This window comes from Burkholderia sp. AU27893 (assembly GCF_002223205.1).
Classification (GTDB): domain Bacteria; phylum Pseudomonadota; class Gammaproteobacteria; order Burkholderiales; family Burkholderiaceae; genus Burkholderia.
Map to the genome: position 1 here is coordinate 668591 of NZ_NKFD01000004.1, position 16110 is coordinate 684700.

Here is a 16110-nt window from a genome sequence, read left to right on the forward strand (position 1 = left end):
GATAAATCATCACGTGATGAATAATGTATGATCCTAGCGCTTCCCGGCTTCGCGTGTCAACGGAGCGGGGCAGGTCACCCGGTGTTCGGCGTCGCTCGAGCGGGGCCGGAACAGGGGTATTCGAGTCATTCAAGGAGAGCAGGAAGACGTGGCTGAAGTCACTGAGCGCGCGCCGGCCAAGCGGCGTATGCGAGGGCGGCCGCTGGCCGGGGCGTCCGTGGGGCCGGACGTGATATTGCGGGCCGCGCGCCGCACGTTCGCGAAGCGCGGCTACGACGCCACGAGCGTGCGCGAAGTCGCGCGCGAGCTGGGCGTCGACGCGGCGCTGATCGCGCACCATTTCGGGACGAAGGAAACGTTGTGGCTGGCGGTCGTCGAGCAGATCGCCGAGCTGGCCGAGCCGATGTTCGACGCAATGCGCGCGCTGCGCACGTCGTCGCTGCCACATCGCGAGCGTGTGCGGCGCGCGATCGAGCTGTGCGTCGAGCACGAGTTCGACGAGCCTGACCTGGGCATGTTTTTCTCGACGGCGGCGACCGAGGAGGGCGGGCGGCTCGACCGGTTGCAGGAGCGGCTCGTGCGCCCGTATTACGACGTGATGTTCCCGCTGCTGTCGGAGGCGGTTGAGGCCGGCGTGATTCGCCCGGTCGAGCCGACGGTGCTGTTCTTCATGATCGCGAGCGCGATCGGCACCACTGTGTCATACAGTCACATGATGCTGGAGTACACGTCGCTGCCCACGCGGCAGGACGCGTTCCGGCAGGCCGTGGTGGACATTGCGTTCAACGTCGTCGGCGGCTGAGCGCCGCGCGTGACGCGCGCGGTCACGTCGCCAGCGCCAGCCCCAGTTCGCGCACCGCGCTTCGCGCGGTCTCGCGCAACGCATCGACGAGCGGCGAGGGCGTCCGGTACGCGATCGCCAGCTCGTACGCGAGCGGGCTGCCTGCATCCTTCAGTTCGCAGAACGTAATGCCTTGCGGCTGCATCGGCACGAACAGGCGCGGCATCAGCGCGACGCCGATGCCGCCCGCGACGAGCCCGGCCGTCGTCTGCATCTGGCGCGGCTGCTGGACGATGCGCGGCGCGAAGCCGGCCTGCGCGCATGCGGTCACGATCAGCGCGTGCAGGCCGGGCCCGTGGTGCGCGGCAAACATGACCCACGATTCGTCCGCCAGTTCGGCAAGCGCAATGCGCCGGCGGTGTGCGAGCCGGTGACCGTCGGGCAGCGCGGCGACCATCCGGTCGCGCAGCAGCGGCTCGACGCGCACGTCGCCCGCATCGGCCACCGGCAGCACGACGAGGCCGACGTCCGTGCGGTCCTGGCGCAGCGCGAGTACCTGCTCGGCGGTCGTGCCTTCCTCAAGCTGGAAATCGACGTCCGGATGGCGTTCCTGGAACGCGCGGAGGATCAGCGGCAGCAGCGCGTTGACCGTGCTGTCGACGAAACGCAACCGTAGCGTGCCGCCGAGGCCGGCGCCCGTGCGGCGGGCCACTGCCACCGCGCGCTCGGCCTGTTCGAGCGCGCGCCGTGCTTCGAGCAGGAACGCGTCGCCGGCCGGCGTGAGCGCCGTGCCGCGGTTGTCGCGCTCGAGCAGCACGACGCCCAGCTCGTCCTCGAGCTTGCGGATCGCCGCGCTGAGCGGCGGTTGCGCCATGTGCAGCCGCTCGGCCGCACGCCGGAAACTGAGCGTCTCGGCGACCGCGATGAATTGCCTGAACTGGCGTAGATCGATCATGCGATACCTTTCGCGTATCAGTGGATCATCGAATTCGTATTTTACCTATCACATTGTGCTGCCCAGAATGGCCTTGTCATCAACGGTCGACATTCGGGAGGGCAGGTCATGACAGGGATCGAACAGCAGCGAACGGCAATCGTCACGGGCGGGTCGAGCGGGATCGGCTTTGCGATCGCGCGCCGGCTGGTGGAAGACGGGTATCGGGTCGCGATCGTCGGGCGCGACGCGGCACGGCTGGAAGCAGCCGTCGCGCGGCTTGGCGGCGCGGCGATCGGGCAGGCCGCCGACCTGAGCGTGAGACGGGAGGCGGAGGCGGCGGTGGCCGCGATCATCGGGCAGTGGTCTTGCATCGATGTGCTGGTCAACAACGCGGGGCTGACCGGCCGCGTCGGTGCGGATACCGAGGCGGGCGAGGCCGAGCGCGTGTGGGACGCCGTGCTCGACGCGAACCTGAAGAGCCTGTTCGTGACGACCCTGGCCGTGCTGCCGCACCTGGCCGAGCAGGGGGCGCGGATCGTCAACATCGGTTCGATCGCGGCGCGCGCCGGCAGCTTGCTGCCGGGTGGCCTGGCGTACGCGGCGGCGAAGGCCGGCGTCGAAGGGTTCACCGTCGCGCTCGCGCGCGAACTCGGGCCGCGCGGCGCCACGGTCAATACGGTCGCACCCGGTTATATCGCCGACACGCGCTTCTTCGGCGAAAGCGGCGTCGCGCCGGCCATTGCGGCGACGATTCGCGAACAGACGCCGGCCGGCCGCGCCGGGCATCCGGACGATATCGCGGACGCGGTTGCGTGGCTCGCCGGGCCGCGTGCGTCGTTCGTCACCGGTGCGACGATCGCGGTGAACGGCGGCTGGCGGGTCGGGTGACGCAATCGACCCAGATGGCCGGATGCGGCGGCATCGCGCGCCACATCCGGTCCGCCGGTCATTCGATATCCACGGGCGGCTTGTCGCCGAGCCAGCGGCGCGCGCCGGGCCCGTTGCGGCCCGCGCGGTCCTCCGGGTTCGTCAGCTTGCAGCGCTTCAGCGACAGGCAGCCGCAGCCGATGCATTCGTCGAGGTTGATGTACAGGCGCTGCAACTCCTCGATCCGGCTCGCGACGCGCTGCTTCCAGCCGCGCGACAGCCGCTGCCAGTCCTTGTTGCTCGGCGCGGTGTCCTCGGGGAGGCTGACGAGCTGCTCGGCGATCTCGTCGAGCGAATAGCCGATCTTCTGCGCGAACACGATGAACGCGATCAGCCGCAGCACCGCGCGCGAATAGTGGCGATGGCTCGAGCCGTTGCGGTGCGACTTGATGAGCCCGCGCGTCTCGTAGAACCGCAGTGTCGATGCCGGCACGCCGCTGCGCGCGGCCACTTCGCGGATCGACATCAGCGGCCATTGCGGTGTTTCCTGGATACCCATGTCGCCCCTCCGGGAAAGCTTGACTTGAAGTTAACTTCAACTTTTATGCTACGCGGCAGTTTAACCCGTCGCGAGGCATCATGCTCTCCTTTTCCCTACGCAGGACGTCGCCTTTGGGCGCGGCCTGCGCACTGCTGCTGGCGTTGTCGGGCTGTCACGACGGCAAAGGCGCATCGTCGGCTCAATCCCTTCCCGAAGTCGGCGTCGCCACCATCGCGCCCCGCACGATCCGCCTCGCGGACGAATTCAACGGACGCGTCGAAGCGGTCGACGCGGTCGAACTGCGGCCGCGCGTGAGCGGCTACCTGCAGCGCGTCGCCTACAAGGAGGGCGACCTGGTCGCGCAGGGCGCGCTGCTGTTCGAGATCGACCCGCGCCCGTACCGGATCGCGCTCGATCGCGCCAATGCGCAGCTGCAGCGGGCGCGTGCGGCCGCGAGCCTCGCGAACGTGCAGCTCAAGCGCGTGCAGACGCTGATCGATGCGCATGCGACGTCGCAGGAAGAACTCGATAACGCGCGCGCCACCGCCGAGCAGGCGCGTGCGGACCTGCAGGCGGCCGACGCGGCCGTCGCCGATGCGAAGCTCAATCTCGGCTTCACCGAAGTGCGCGCGCCGATCGCGGGCCGCGTCGGCCGCGCGGTCGCCACCGTCGGCAACCTGGCGCGCGCGGACGACACGCTGCTGACGACCGTCGTGTCGCAGAACCCCGTCTACGTGTATTTCGATTGCGACGAACAGAGCTACCTGCGCTACAACGCGCGGCGCGCCGATCCGAAACATCGCGCGATCGGTGCCGATCCGGTGCGCGTGGGCCTCGCGAACGAGACGGGCTTCCCGCATGCGGGCACCGTCGATTTCCTCGACAACCGGCTCGATCCGCAAACCGGCACGATCCGCGCGCGCGTGCGGCTGCCGAATGCGGACCATACGTTTACGCCGGGCCTGTATGCGCGCGTGCAGCTCGTCAGCGGCCGCGACCAGGATGCGCTGCTCGTCGACGACAAGGCCGTGCTCACCGACCAGGACCGCAAGTACGTGTATGTGATCGGGCCCGGCGACAAGGCGCTGCGCCGCGACGTGACGATCGGCCGCGGGGTGGAGGGCGAGCGGATCATCGAGAAGGGGATCCAGGCGGGTGACCGCGTGGTCGTCGACGGCGTGCAGCGGATCTACTATCCGGGCGCGCAGGTGAAGCCGAAGACGCTGCCCGCGCGCGCGGACGCCGGTGCCGGCAATGGCGAAGGCAACGGCGCGGGCAACGGCACGCAGGCCGTCGCCGACGCCGGCGCGCCGGCCGCGCAGTGACGGGAGACAGCCAATGGATTTCTCCCGATTCTTCATCGACCGGCCGATCTTCGCGGTCGTGCTGTCGATCGTCATCTTCGCGATCGGCCTGATTTCGATTCCGATGCTGCCCGCCGGCGAATACCCGGAAGTCGTGCCGCCGAGCGTCGTCGTGCGAGCGACGTACCCGGGCGCGAACCCGAAGGAAATCGCCGAATCGGTCGCCGAACCGCTGGAAGAGGCGATCAACGGCGTCGAAGGCATCATGTACATGAAGTCGGTCGCCGGTTCCGACGGCAGCCTGCAGGTGGTCGTCACGTTCCTGCAGGGCGTCGATCCCGACACGGCCGCCGTGCGCGTGCAGAACCGCGTGAGCCAGGCGCTGTCGCGCCTGCCCGACGAGGTGCGCCAGTACGGCGTGACCACGCAGAAGCAGTCGCCCACGCCGCTGATGTACGTGAGCCTCTATTCGCCGGACAACAGCCGCGATTCGCTGTACCTGCGCAACTACCTGACGCTGCACGTGAAGGACGAGCTGTCGCGGCTCACCGGGATCGGCGATGTCGGCGTGTATGGGGCCGGCGACTATGCGATGCGGCTGTGGCTCGACCCGAACCGGCTCGCGTCGCGCGGGCTGACCGCGAGCGACGTGATCGCCGCCGTGCGCGAGCAGAACCTGCAGGTGTCGGCCGGCCAGCTCGGCGCGGAGCCGTCGCCGAAGAAGAACGACTTCCTGCTGTCGATCAACGTGCGCGGCCGGCTGCGCACGGTGCAGGAGTTCGGCGACATCGTGCTGCGCACCGGCGACGACGGGCAGGTCGTGAAGCTGTCCGACGTCGCGCGCATCGAGCTCGGCGCGGGCGACTACACGCTGCGCTCGTATTTCAACGACAAGCCGTCGGCGGTGATCGGCATCTTCCTGTCGCCGGGCGCGAACGCGCTCGAGGTCGCGAAGGCCGTGTATGCGAAGTTCGACGAACTGTCGAAGCGCTTCCCGCCCGGCGTCGCGTACCGGCCCGTGTGGGATCCGACGGTGTTCGTGCGCGAATCGATCCGCGCGGTGCAGCACACGCTGATCGAGGCCGTCGTGCTGGTCGTGCTCGTCGTGATCCTGTTCCTGCAGACGTGGCGCGCGTCGATCATCCCGCTCGTCGCGGTGCCCGTGTCGGTGGTCGGCACGTTCGCGTGGCTCTATCTGCTCGGCTATTCGATCAACACGCTGACGCTGTTCGGGCTCGTGCTCGCGATCGGGATCGTCGTCGACGATGCGATCGTGGTCGTCGAGAACGTCGAGCGCAACATCGCGCAGGGCCTGAGCCCGCGCGACGCCGCGCACCAGGCGATGCGCGAGGTGTCGGGGCCGATCGTCGCGATCGCGCTCGTGCTGTGCGCGGTGTTCGTGCCGATGGCGTTCATGTCCGGCGTCACGGGCCAGTTCTACCGGCAGTTCGCGGTGACGATCGCGATCTCGACGGTGATCTCCGCGGTCAACTCGCTGACGCTGTCGCCCGCGCTTGCCGCGAAGCTGCTGCGTCCGCACGATGCGCCGAAGGATGCGCTCACGCGCGGGCTCGATCGCGCGTTCGGCTGGCTGTTCCATCCGTTCAACCGCTTCTTCGACCGCAGTTCCGATCGCTATCACGGCTTCGTCGGCCGCACGCTGAAGCGGCGCGGCGTGGTGTTCGCGGTCTATGCGGCGCTGCTCGCGGCCACCGCGCTGCTGCTCAACGCGGTGCCGGGCGGCTTCATCCCCGTGCAGGACAAGCTGTACCTGTTCGCGGGGGTGAAGCTGCCGGAAGGCGCGTCGCTCGCGCGCACCAGCGAGGTGACCGAGCAGATGACGAAGATCGCGCTCGGCACCGAGGGTGTCGAGATGGTGCCGGCGTTTGCCGGGCTGAACGCGCTGCAGGGTGTGAACACGCCGAATATCACGAACTCGTACGTGATCCTGAAGCCGTTCGACCAGCGCCACCGCAGCGCCGCGCAGATCAACGCGGACCTGAACGCGCGCTTCTCGGCCATCGGCGGCGGCATCACCTATGCGCTGATGCCGCCGCCGATCCAGGGCCTTGGCAACGGCTCGGGCTATTCGCTGTACCTGGAGGATCGCGGCGGCCTCGGCTACGGCGCCTTGCAGAATGCGCTCACCGCGTTCCAGGGCGCGGTCGCGAAGACGCCGGGGATGAGCTACCCGGTCAGCTCGTACCAGGCGAACATCCCGCAGCTCGAGGTGAAGGTCGACCGGTTGAAGGCGAAGGCGCAGGGCGTCGCGCTGACCGACCTGTTCAGCACGCTGCAGGTCTATCTCGGCTCGATGTACGTGAACGACTTCAACCTGTTCGGCCGCGTGTACCGCGTGATGGCGCAGGCCGATGCCGGCCACCGGCAGACGGCCGCCGACATCGCGAACCTGCGCACGCGCAACGCGAAGGGCGAGATGGTGCCGATCGGCTCGATGGTGACGGTGGCGCCGGCGTACGGGCCCGACCCGGTGGTGCGCTACAACGGCTATCCGGCCGCGAACCTGATCGGCGATGCCGATCCGAAGGTGATGTCGTCGTCGCAGGCGATCGAGAAGCTGCAGCAGATCGCGAAGGACGTGCTGCCGCCGGGCATCACGCTCGAATGGACCGATCTCAGCTACCAGCAGGTCACGCAGAGCAACGCGGCGATCGTCGTGTTCCCGCTCGCGGTGATGCTCGTGTTCCTGGTGCTCGCGTCGCTGTACGAGAGCTGGACGCTGCCGCTTGCGGTGATCCTGATCGTGCCCGTGTGCATCTGCGCCGCGCTGTTCGGCGTGTGGCTGTCGGGCGGCGACAACAACGTGTTCGTGCAGGTTGGTCTCGTCGTGCTGATGGGATTGGCGTGCAAGAACGCGATCCTGATCGTCGAGTTCGCGCGCGAGCTCGAAATCCAGGGCAAGGGCGTGATCGACGCCTCGCTCGAAGCGTGCAAGCTGCGGCTGCGCCCGATCGTGATGACGTCGGTCGCGTTCATCGCGGGCTCGGTGCCGCTGCTGATCGGCGGCGGCGCGGGCAGCGAAGTGCGCGCGGCCACCGGCATCACCGTGTTCGCGGGGATGCTGGGCGTCACGTTGTTCGGGCTGTTCCTGACGCCCGTGTTCTATGTGGCGATCCGCAAGCTCGCGGGCGGCACGCCGGCCGTGTGGAGCGAACACCACGGCACCCTCGAAGGAGAAAACCGATGAGCGCCGCTTTCCGTCTTTCCGCGCTCGCGATGTCGGTGACGCTTGCCGCGTGCGCGGTCGGCCCCGATTTCAAGCGGCCCGACACGGCCACGGCCGCGCGGTTCGCGCGCGATGCGCATCCGGCGGAGTCGGCTGGTACGACGCCGGAGACGCCGGATATGCCGCCCGACGCGACGGCCGATGCCGCGTTCTGGCGCGGCTTCGGCGATCCGGTGCTGACGCAGCTGATCGACACGGCGCTCGCGGCGAACCAGGACCTGCAGGTTGCCGTGTCGCGCTACGACGCGTCGAATGCGCTGCTGTCGCAGGCCACGTTCGATCGTTACCCGACGATCACCGCGAGCGGGCAGATCGGCCATCAGCTGACGAGCAAGGACCAGGCGTTCGGTGCGCCGCGCAGCCAGCGCGATACGCCGACGTCCAGCGTCGGGATCAATGCCGCGTGGGAGCTCGACCTGTTCGGCCGCGTGCGTCGTTCGATCGAGTCGCAGCGTGCGGAAACGGCCGCCAGCGCGGCGGATGTGCGCGCGGTGCGCGTCGCGATCGCCGGCGAAGTGGCGAGCACGTACGTCGACCTGCGCGGCTCGCAGGAGCGGCTGCGGATCGCGCGCGAGAACGCCGACAACCAGAAGCAGACGCTCGCGCTGATCAATGCGCGCGTCGGCGCGGGACGCGGCTCCGAACTCGATGCGGCGCGGGCGCGCGCGCAGTACGAATCGACGACGTCGCGGATTGCCGTGTACGAAGCGGCGATCGGCGTCGACGAGCACCGGCTCGCGGTGCTGACCGGGCAGACGCCGGACGCGCTGATCGGTCGCTTCGATCTCCCGAAGGCCGCCGCGTCGGCGGGCACGCCGGTGCCGCTGCCGGCGCTGGCCGCCGACATCGATCCCGGCACGCCGGGCGACCTGCTGCGGCGGCGGCCCGACGTCGCGGCGGCCGAGGCGCGGCTGCACGCGGCGACCGCGCGCGTGGGCGTCGCGACGGCCGACCTGTTTCCGCGTTTCACGCTGTCGGGGCTGCTCGGCAGTGCGACGAGCAGCTACGGGTTCTTCCGCGCGGGCAGCGACACGAACCTGATCGCGCTCGGCATCGACTGGTCGTTCCTCGACGTCGGCCGCGTGCGGGCGCGGATCGCCGCGAGCGATGCGGAAGCGGCCGGCCAGCTCGCGCAGTACCGGCAGACCGTGCTCGGGGCGCTGGAGGAAACGGAGAACGCGCTGCTGCGCGCCGCCCGCACGCGTGACGAGACGGGCCATCTGGCGCAGGCCGCGACCGATAGCGCGCGTGCCGCGCAACTGGCGCAGGCGCGGTTTTCGGCGGGTGCGATCGACTATTACGAGGTGCTCGACGCGCAACGCACGCTGCTGCAGGCGCAGGATGCGGCGGCCGACGGGCAGATGCGCAGCGCGGCGTCGACGGTGGCGTTGTACAAGGCGCTGGCGGGCGGCTGGCCGTCGGGAACGGGGCAGGGCTCGCGGCAAGGCTCGCTCGCGCAGGCGGGGCAGTAGCGCGGGCAGCACGGTGGCGCGGCAGGCCGGGCCATCCCGCCTGCCGCGCACGCGCGACTACACGCTGGCCGGATCGACCTTGTCGATGTCGATGCCGTAGCGCCGGATGGCTTCGCCGACGCGTGCACGCGGAATCGCGCCGTCGTCGGCGAGCGCCTTCAGCGCCGCGATCACGATGAAGTGCCGGTCGACCTCGAAGAACGTGCGCAGCGCGTCGCGCGTATCCGAGCGGCCGAAACCGTCGGTGCCGAGCGACACGAAGCGCCGGCCGTCGACGAACCCGCGGATCTGGTCGCCGACGATCTTCATGTAGTCGGTCGCCACCACCACCGGCCCCGTGCGGCCGTCGAGGCATTGCTGCACGTACGGCACGCGCGGCGCCTGCTCGGGATGCAGCAGGTTCCAGCGTTCCGCGGCAAGCCCGTCGCGGCGCAACTCGTTCAGGCTCGTCGCGCTCCACACGTCGCTCGATACGCCGAAGTCCTGCGCGAGCAGGTCGCTCGCGGCGATCACTTCGCGCAGGATCGCGCCGCTGCCCATCAACTGCAGATGCGGCGCATCGGCCGTGTGTGACGTACCTTCGCGCAGCAGGTAAAGCCCCTTGAGAATGCCGGCCTCGGCGCCGTCCGGCAGCGCCGGATGCGGGTAGTTCTCGTTGAGCAGCGTGATGTAGTAGTAGACATCCTCCTGTTCCGCGAACATCCGCCGCAGCCCGTCGCGCACGATTACCGCGAGTTCGTACGCATAGGTCGGGTCGTACGACACGCAGTTCGGGATCACCGACGACAACACGTGGCTGTGCCCGTCGTCGTGCTGCAACCCTTCGCCCATCAGCGTCGTGCGGCCCGACGTCGCGCCGAGCAGGAAGCCGCGCGTACGCGCGTCGCCGGCCGCCCACGCGAGATCGCCGACGCGTTGCAGCCCGAACATCGAATAGAAGATGTAGAACGGAATCGTCGGCAGGCCGTGGTTGCTGTATGCAGTGCCGGCCGCGATCCACGACGCGATCGCGCCCGATTCGTTGATGCCTTCCTGCAGGATCTGCCCGTCCTTCGCTTCCTTGTAGTAGCTGAGCTGGCCGGCGTCCTGCGGCGTATAGAGCTGGCCGAGATGCGAGTGGATGCCGATCTGGCGGAACAGGCCCTCCATCCCGAACGTGCGCGATTCGTCCGGCACGATCGGCACGACGAGCTTGCCGAGTGCCGGATCCTTCAGCAGCGTGCCGAGGATGCGCACGAATGCCATCGTCGTCGACAGCCCGCGCTCGCCGCTGTCCTTGAGCTGCCCGTCGAATGCGGCGAGCGGCGGCACCGGCAGCGGCGCCACGGTGCTGAAGCGGGCCGGCACGTGGCCGCCGAGGGCGGCACGGCGTTCGGCGAAGTAGCGAGCCTCGGCGCTGCCCGGCTCCGGCTTCAGGTACGGCAGTTCGTCGAGCTGCGCATCGCTGACCGGCAGCGCGAAGCGGTCGCGAAACGCGCGTACCGCATCCGCGCTCATCTTCTTCAACTGGTGGTTCACGTTCTGGCCTTCGCCGGCTTCGCCCATCCCGAAGCCCTTGACCGTCTTCGCGAGCACGACGCTCGGCCGTCCGTCCGCGCGCATCGCCTGCGCATAGGCCGCATGCACCTTTTCCGGATCGTGGCCGCCGCGTGCCAGTTTCCAGATGTCGTCGTCGGACAGGTCCGCGACGAGGTCGAGCAACTCGGGATACTTGCCGAAGAAATGCTCGCGCACGTACGCGCCGCTCTGCGACTTGAAGGTCTGGTAGTCGCCGTCGACGCATTCCATCATCCGCTGACGCAGCAGGCCCGTCGTGTCGCGTTCGAGCAGGCGATCCCAGCCGGCGCCCCAGATCACCTTGATGACGTTCCAGCCCGCCGCGCGGAACGTGCCTTCGAGCTCCTGGATGACCTTGCCGTTGCCGCGCACGGGGCCGTCGAGGCGCTGCAGGTTGCAGTTGACGACGAAGATCAGGTTGTCGAGCCGTTCGCGCCCGGCGAGCGAGATCGCGGCGAGCGATTCCGGCTGGTCCATTTCGCCGTCGCCGAGGAATGCCCAGACCTTGCGGCCCTGATGCGCTTTCAGCCCGCGATATTCGAGGTAGCGCATGAAGCGCGCCTGATACGCGGCCGTCAGCGGCCCGAGCCCCATCGACACGGTGGGGAATTGCCAGAAATCCGGCATCAGCCGTGGATGCGGATACGACGACAGCCCGTCGCGTCCCGCCTCCCGGCCGGTCTCGCGGCGGAAGTTGTCGAGTTGTGCGTCCGTGATGCGGCCTTCCAGGTACGCGCGGCCATAGATGCCCGGCGCCGAATGGCCCTGGATGTAGACCATGTCGCCGTCGAAAGTGTCGGTGCGGCCGCGGAAGAAGTGATCGAAGCCGACGTCGTACAGCACCGCGGCCGACTGGTAAGTCGCGATATGCCCGCCGACGTTCGAATGCCGTCCGGCGCGCAGCACCATCACCATCGCGTTCCAGCGGATCATCGCGTTCAGGCGCCGTTCGAGCGCAAGATCGCCCGGGTAGGCCGGCTGCCGTTCACGCGGCACCGTGTTCACGTACGCGGTCGTCACGCGGCCGTGCAGGTCGCCGTGGCGTGCCGCGTCGAGATCGGAAAGCTGGTCGAGCAGGTAGTGCGCGCGCGGGCGGCCTTCGAGCGCGATCACGGATTCGAGCGCATCGAGCCATTCGCGGGTTTCCTGCGGGTCGATGTCGGGTAGCGCGAGCGGTGCGGTCATGCAATGTCTCCAGAAGCATAAGGCTGCGCGGGGCGACGGTCGTAGCGCCGCGACGCGCGATGGAACGCCCGCCGATCAGCGGGCAGATGGTTGCAATTGCAATCGTATGGGGGCAATTGTTATCGAGGTAGAATTTAATTGCAACTGCAATTCAACGAGAGGAACGACCTGACATGAGCGCACCCGAACCCGATCTGTGGTTTTCGTTCGTCCGCGCGCACCGGACGATGATTCGCGAGATCGAGCGCCGCCTCGCGGCGGCCGGCCTGCCGGCCTATGCGTGGTACGACGCGTTGTGGGGGCTCGAAAGCGGGCCCGACGGCACGCGCCGCATGCACGAGCTGGCCGACGTGCTCGCGATCGAGCGCTACAACCTCACGCGGCTCGTCGACCGGCTCGAACAGGAGGGGCTCGTCACGCGCGCCCGTTCGGCGGACGACGGCCGCGCCGCCTATGCGAGCATCACCGACAAGGGGCGGGCGCTGCGCAAGAAGATGTGGAAGGTGTACCAGTCGACTGTGTCGGAGCTTTTCCTCGACCAGTTCGGCGGCAAGGAGCAGGCGGCGATGGCCGCCGCGCTCGACCGTGCGACCGCCGCGGCGCGCGACGCGGGCGCCGACGCGAAGTAGCGTCAGCCGCTCGCACAGCGGCGCATCGCCTGCGCGGCCCAGTCGGCCGGCACGCGGCCGTCGTCGGCCAGCAGCCGGAGCGCGACCGCGACGATCCAGCGGGCATTCGGCGCGCGTGTGCCGGGGCCCGGGCCGGCCAGGTCCGCGCCGAGCGCCGCGAAGCGGGCCGGGACGAACGCGCCGATCTGCGCGGCGACGTGCCGCGCATAGCCTGTCACCGCGAGCACCGGCGTGCGGCTGTCGCCGACGCATCGGCGCACATGCGCGACCTGCGGTTCGTCGTGCGGATGCAGCAGTTTCCACCGGTCGGCTGCATGACCGTCGCGGGCGAGCTGCGTGTAGCTCGGGCAGCTCCAGATCGTCGAATCGATGCGCCATTCGTCGCGCAGCAGGTCGGCAGCCTCCAGCACTTGCGCGAGCGTGCTGCCCGCGCCGCACAGCCGGATCTGTGCAGCCGCGCCGGCCGCCGTGCGCCGGCCGGCCCGCACCATGCCGCTGAACGCATCGCGGGCCGCGGTGGCCGACAGCGGTTTCGCATCGGCTACGAGGTCGTCGTGGCTCGCGAGGTAACAGAATCCCGGCTGGCCGGCGACATAGAGCGCGCGCAGCGCGTGGCGCAGGATCGCGACCGCCTCATGGCCCGACGCCGGGTCGTACGGCGTGCACGCGGGGTTCGCGGCGAGCCAGTGCGGGACGTCGGGTGTCACGCCTTTCGGCCAGCACGATGCGACCGTTTCGGCATCGTTGACGAAGATCCCGCGATCGATGGTTTCGACCGACGCCAGCCGCAACCGGTCGGTCGCGCGCGCATGCAGCAGGTACAGCAGCGGCTTCTCGAACCGCTTGCGCGCATCGAGAAACCGTAGCGGCCACGCACTGATGCGGCGATGTGCCCCCACGTCCGCGGACGGCTCCCGCGCATCGGCTCGCACGATCCAGACACGTTCCGCGGTCGCCGCATCGCGTTCGAGGCAATCGGCGGCCGCGCGCATCGCGGCGAGCGGCGACACCGCTCGGCCACGCGGCGCGAGCCGCTGCGTGATCAGCCTGTCGAGGCAGGCCGCCGCGGCGCGGCGGGTGTCGGGTGTCCGCACGGGCGGACCGGATCGCGCAGTCTGCATGTCCCTCCTTCGAGTACTGGCATGTCGCCGGGTCTATCGGTTCCGGCATAGGATTGCAATTGCAACGATTGTAGTTGCAACGATAACCGGAAGACAAGGACCACCATGATCTCGACGCATCCCCTCACGTTTTATACGGCCAACACGCCGAACGGGCACAAGGTCGCCATTTACCTGGAAGAGGCCGGGCTCGCCTACGACCGCGTGCACGTGAATCTTTCCGCCGGCGAGCAGCGCAGCCCGGCGTTCCTCGCGATCAACCCGAACGGCAAGATCCCGGCCATCGTCGACCACGACGCCGGGCTGACCGTGTTCGAATCCGGCGCGATCCTCAGCTATCTCGCCGCGAAAACGGGCGTTCTGCATCCCGACACGCTGGCCGAGCGCACGGCCGTCCAGCAGTGGCTGCACTTCCAGATCGGCGGAATCGGGCCGATGCTCGGCCAGCTCTGGTGGTTCCTGCATGCATCGAAGACGGTCAATGCGCAAGCGCTCGAGCGCTACCGGAACGAGGCGCGGCGTCTCTATGGCGTCGTGAACGGCCGCTTGGCGGAATCGGCGTATCTCGCGTCGCCGCGCTACTCGATCGCCGACGTCGCCGCGTTTCCGTGGCTGCGCGCGGCGCCTGAACTCGATCTCGATCTGGCCGACTACCCGCACGTCGAGCGCTGGCTCGCCGGCATCGAGGCGCGGCAAGCCGTTCAGCGGGGCCTGATCGCCTGCCGCGCGCCGGCGGAGGAGGGCGCGCACTGACCTCGCATCGCCCGGGCCGGACGGATGGCGCGGGCGCCGCCTGCCTGCCGGGAAACATTGTTCTCCTTCGTCGTAAACGTCTCGAATGCGTGATATTTGCGCCGCGCGATCCGGTTTAGAGTGGCCGCGAATCGATGACGATGTGTCGTATCGCCGCAGTCCCGGGCGGTACAGACGCACCAGAGGAGTAGGAGACAAATGAGTGAAGGCAGGATTACGCAGGTCGAGTCGTTCGGTTTCGAGCGCATTCCCGATGCATCGCGCTACGCGCGGCCGATCGATCTGTTCAGGTTGTTGTTTGGCGGCTGCAATACCTTTTCCACCTCGGTGCTCGGCAGTTTTCCCGTGCTGGTCGGGCTATCGTTCAAGGCGGGGGTCTGCGCGATCGTGCTCGGCGTGCTCGCCGGCACCTGCATCCTCGCGCCGATGAGCCTGTTCGGCCCGCGCAACGGGACGAGCGACCCGGTGTCGTCCGGCGCGCATTTCGGCATCCACGGCCGGATCGTCGGCTCGTTCCTCGCGCTGCTCACGTCGATCGCGTTCTTCTCGCTCGCGGTGTGGAGCTCGGGCGACGCGCTCGTCGGCGGCGCGCACAACATGGTCGGCGTACCGGTCAACGGCTTCACGCTCGGCGCGGCGTACATGGTGTTCGCGGTGCTCGTGCTGATCGTCTGTATCTACGGCTTCCGCTTCATGCTGTGGGTCAACAAGATCGCCGTGTGGGCCGCGAGCGTGCTGTTCGTCGCGGGCCTGTTCGCGTTCGCCGGCCTGTTCGACGTGAGCTATGCCGGCACGGTGCAGCAGGGCAGCGCGGGCTTCTGGGCCGCGTTCGTCGGCGCGGTGCTGGTGGCGCTCAGCAACCCGGTGTCGTTCGCGTCGACGCTCGGCGACTGGGCGCGTTACATCCCGCAGCGCACACCGAAGCATCGCGTGATGGGCGCCGTGTTCGCCGCGCAGATCGCGACCTTCGTACCGTTCTTCTTCGGCCTCGCGACCGCGACGATCATCGCGACGAAGGCGCCCGCGTTCATCGCGTCGAACGACTACGTCGGCGGGCTGCTCGCGATCTCGCCGCGCTGGTTCCTGCTGCCGATGTGCCTGATCGCGATCATCGGCGGGATGTCGACCGGCACGACCGCGCTGTACGGCACCGGCCTCGACGTGTCGAGCATGTTCCCGCGCCTGCTGAACCGCGTGCGTGCGACGCTGCTGATCGGCACGATCGCGATCGCGTTCATCTTCGTCGGGCGCTTCTGGTTCAACCTCGTCGAAAGCGTCGCGACGTTCTCGACGCTGATCGATACGTTCAGCTGCCCATGGATGGCGATCATGGTGATCGGCTACGTGACGCGGCGTGGCTACTATCTCGCGGACGACCTGCAGGTGTTCAACCGCGGGCTGCGCGGCGGCCACTACTGGTTCACGCACGGCTGGAACGTGCGCGCGATGGGCGCGTGGCTGCCGGCCGCGTTCGTCGGGTTGTCGTTCGTGAACCTGCCGGGGCAGTTCGTCGGGCCGCTCGGCAACCTCGCGGGCGGGCTCGATCTGAGCGTGCCGGTGTCGCTGGTGGTGGGCGGCGTGCTGTATTTCGTGCTGCTGATGTTGTATCCGGAACCGGATGGCGTGTACGGTCCTCACGGGCGACGCTTCGTGCGTGGCGGCGGCCGGCAGGCGGCGCGCGGCAATGGCGCGCCGGCGATCCAGTCGAGGGGGTGA

Annotated in this window: 12 protein-coding genes; 8 read left to right on the forward strand and 4 right to left on the reverse strand. The window is 68.8% G+C overall.

Annotation, left to right across the window (positions count from 1 at the left end):
• Positions 1 to 148 precede the first annotated feature (148 nt).
• Positions 149 to 802, forward strand: a complete 654-nt coding sequence (locus tag CFB47_RS22910) for a TetR/AcrR family transcriptional regulator (protein ID WP_089442075.1) — start codon at positions 149 to 151, stop codon at positions 800 to 802.
• A gap of 22 nt (positions 803 to 824) precedes the next feature.
• On the opposite strand, the gene CFB47_RS22915 is transcribed toward CFB47_RS22910, so the two are convergent.
• Positions 825 to 1736: a LysR family transcriptional regulator gene (locus CFB47_RS22915; protein ID WP_089462379.1), complete on the reverse strand. Its 912-nt coding sequence runs from the start codon at positions 1734 to 1736 to the stop codon at positions 825 to 827.
• Between the two features lie 108 nt (positions 1737 to 1844).
• Between CFB47_RS22915 and CFB47_RS22920 the strand changes: the two genes are divergently transcribed.
• Positions 1845 to 2606 carry an SDR family NAD(P)-dependent oxidoreductase gene (locus CFB47_RS22920; RefSeq protein ID WP_089458532.1) on the forward strand — a complete coding sequence of 254 codons (762 nt, stop codon included), beginning with the start codon at positions 1845 to 1847 and terminating at the stop codon, positions 2604 to 2606.
• Positions 2607 to 2664: 58 nt separating this feature from the next.
• On the opposite strand, the gene soxR is transcribed toward CFB47_RS22920, so the two are convergent.
• On the reverse strand, positions 2665 to 3144 hold the full coding sequence (gene soxR, locus CFB47_RS22925; RefSeq protein WP_089442076.1) for a redox-sensitive transcriptional activator SoxR: 480 nt from the start codon (positions 3142 to 3144) through the stop codon (positions 2665 to 2667).
• 80 nt (positions 3145 to 3224) lie between these two features.
• On the opposite strand from soxR, the gene CFB47_RS22930 reads away from it, so the two are divergent.
• The 3 genes from CFB47_RS22930 to CFB47_RS22940 are packed head-to-tail and all read left to right on the forward strand — an operon-like array spanning position 3225 to position 9149.
• Positions 3225 to 4451 (forward strand): efflux RND transporter periplasmic adaptor subunit, encoded by a 1227-nt coding sequence (locus CFB47_RS22930; RefSeq protein ID WP_089462380.1) that lies wholly within the window; start codon positions 3225 to 3227, stop codon positions 4449 to 4451.
• Positions 4452 to 4464: 13 nt separating this feature from the next.
• The gene (locus CFB47_RS22935; RefSeq protein WP_089462381.1) at positions 4465 to 7638 is read left to right on the forward strand and encodes an efflux RND transporter permease subunit; all 3174 of its coding nucleotides are present in this window, start codon (positions 4465 to 4467) and stop codon (positions 7636 to 7638) included.
• Complete coding sequence (locus CFB47_RS22940) at positions 7635 to 9149, forward strand: efflux transporter outer membrane subunit (RefSeq protein WP_089462382.1); 1515 nt, start codon at positions 7635 to 7637, stop codon at positions 9147 to 9149. Before CFB47_RS22935 ends, CFB47_RS22940 begins: the two co-directional genes overlap by 4 nt.
• Before the next feature lie 57 nt (positions 9150 to 9206).
• On the opposite strand, the gene aceE is transcribed toward CFB47_RS22940, so the two are convergent.
• Positions 9207 to 11891, reverse strand: coding sequence for a pyruvate dehydrogenase (acetyl-transferring), homodimeric type (gene aceE, locus CFB47_RS22945; protein ID WP_089462383.1), 2685 nt, complete (start codon positions 11889 to 11891; stop codon positions 9207 to 9209).
• A gap of 173 nt (positions 11892 to 12064) precedes the next feature.
• On the opposite strand from aceE, the gene CFB47_RS22950 reads away from it, so the two are divergent.
• Positions 12065 to 12520, forward strand: coding sequence for a MarR family winged helix-turn-helix transcriptional regulator (locus tag CFB47_RS22950; RefSeq protein WP_089458527.1), 456 nt, complete (start codon positions 12065 to 12067; stop codon positions 12518 to 12520).
• A 2-nt stretch (positions 12521 to 12522) separates the two neighbouring features.
• Here CFB47_RS22950 and CFB47_RS22955 read toward each other — a convergent pair whose 3' ends face one another.
• A complete protein-coding gene (locus CFB47_RS22955; RefSeq protein ID WP_089462384.1) occupies positions 12523 to 13641 on the reverse strand; it encodes a pyruvate dehydrogenase in 1119 nt (372 codons plus the stop codon).
• A gap of 105 nt (positions 13642 to 13746) precedes the next feature.
• Between CFB47_RS22955 and CFB47_RS22960 the strand changes: the two genes are divergently transcribed.
• Together CFB47_RS22960 and CFB47_RS22965 are read left to right on the forward strand one after the other, a co-directional pair.
• The gene (locus CFB47_RS22960; RefSeq protein WP_089458525.1) at positions 13747 to 14394 is read left to right on the forward strand and encodes a glutathione S-transferase family protein; all 648 of its coding nucleotides are present in this window, start codon (positions 13747 to 13749) and stop codon (positions 14392 to 14394) included.
• Between the two features lie 198 nt (positions 14395 to 14592).
• Positions 14593 to 16110, forward strand: coding sequence for a cytosine permease (locus CFB47_RS22965; protein WP_089458524.1), 1518 nt, complete (start codon positions 14593 to 14595; stop codon positions 16108 to 16110).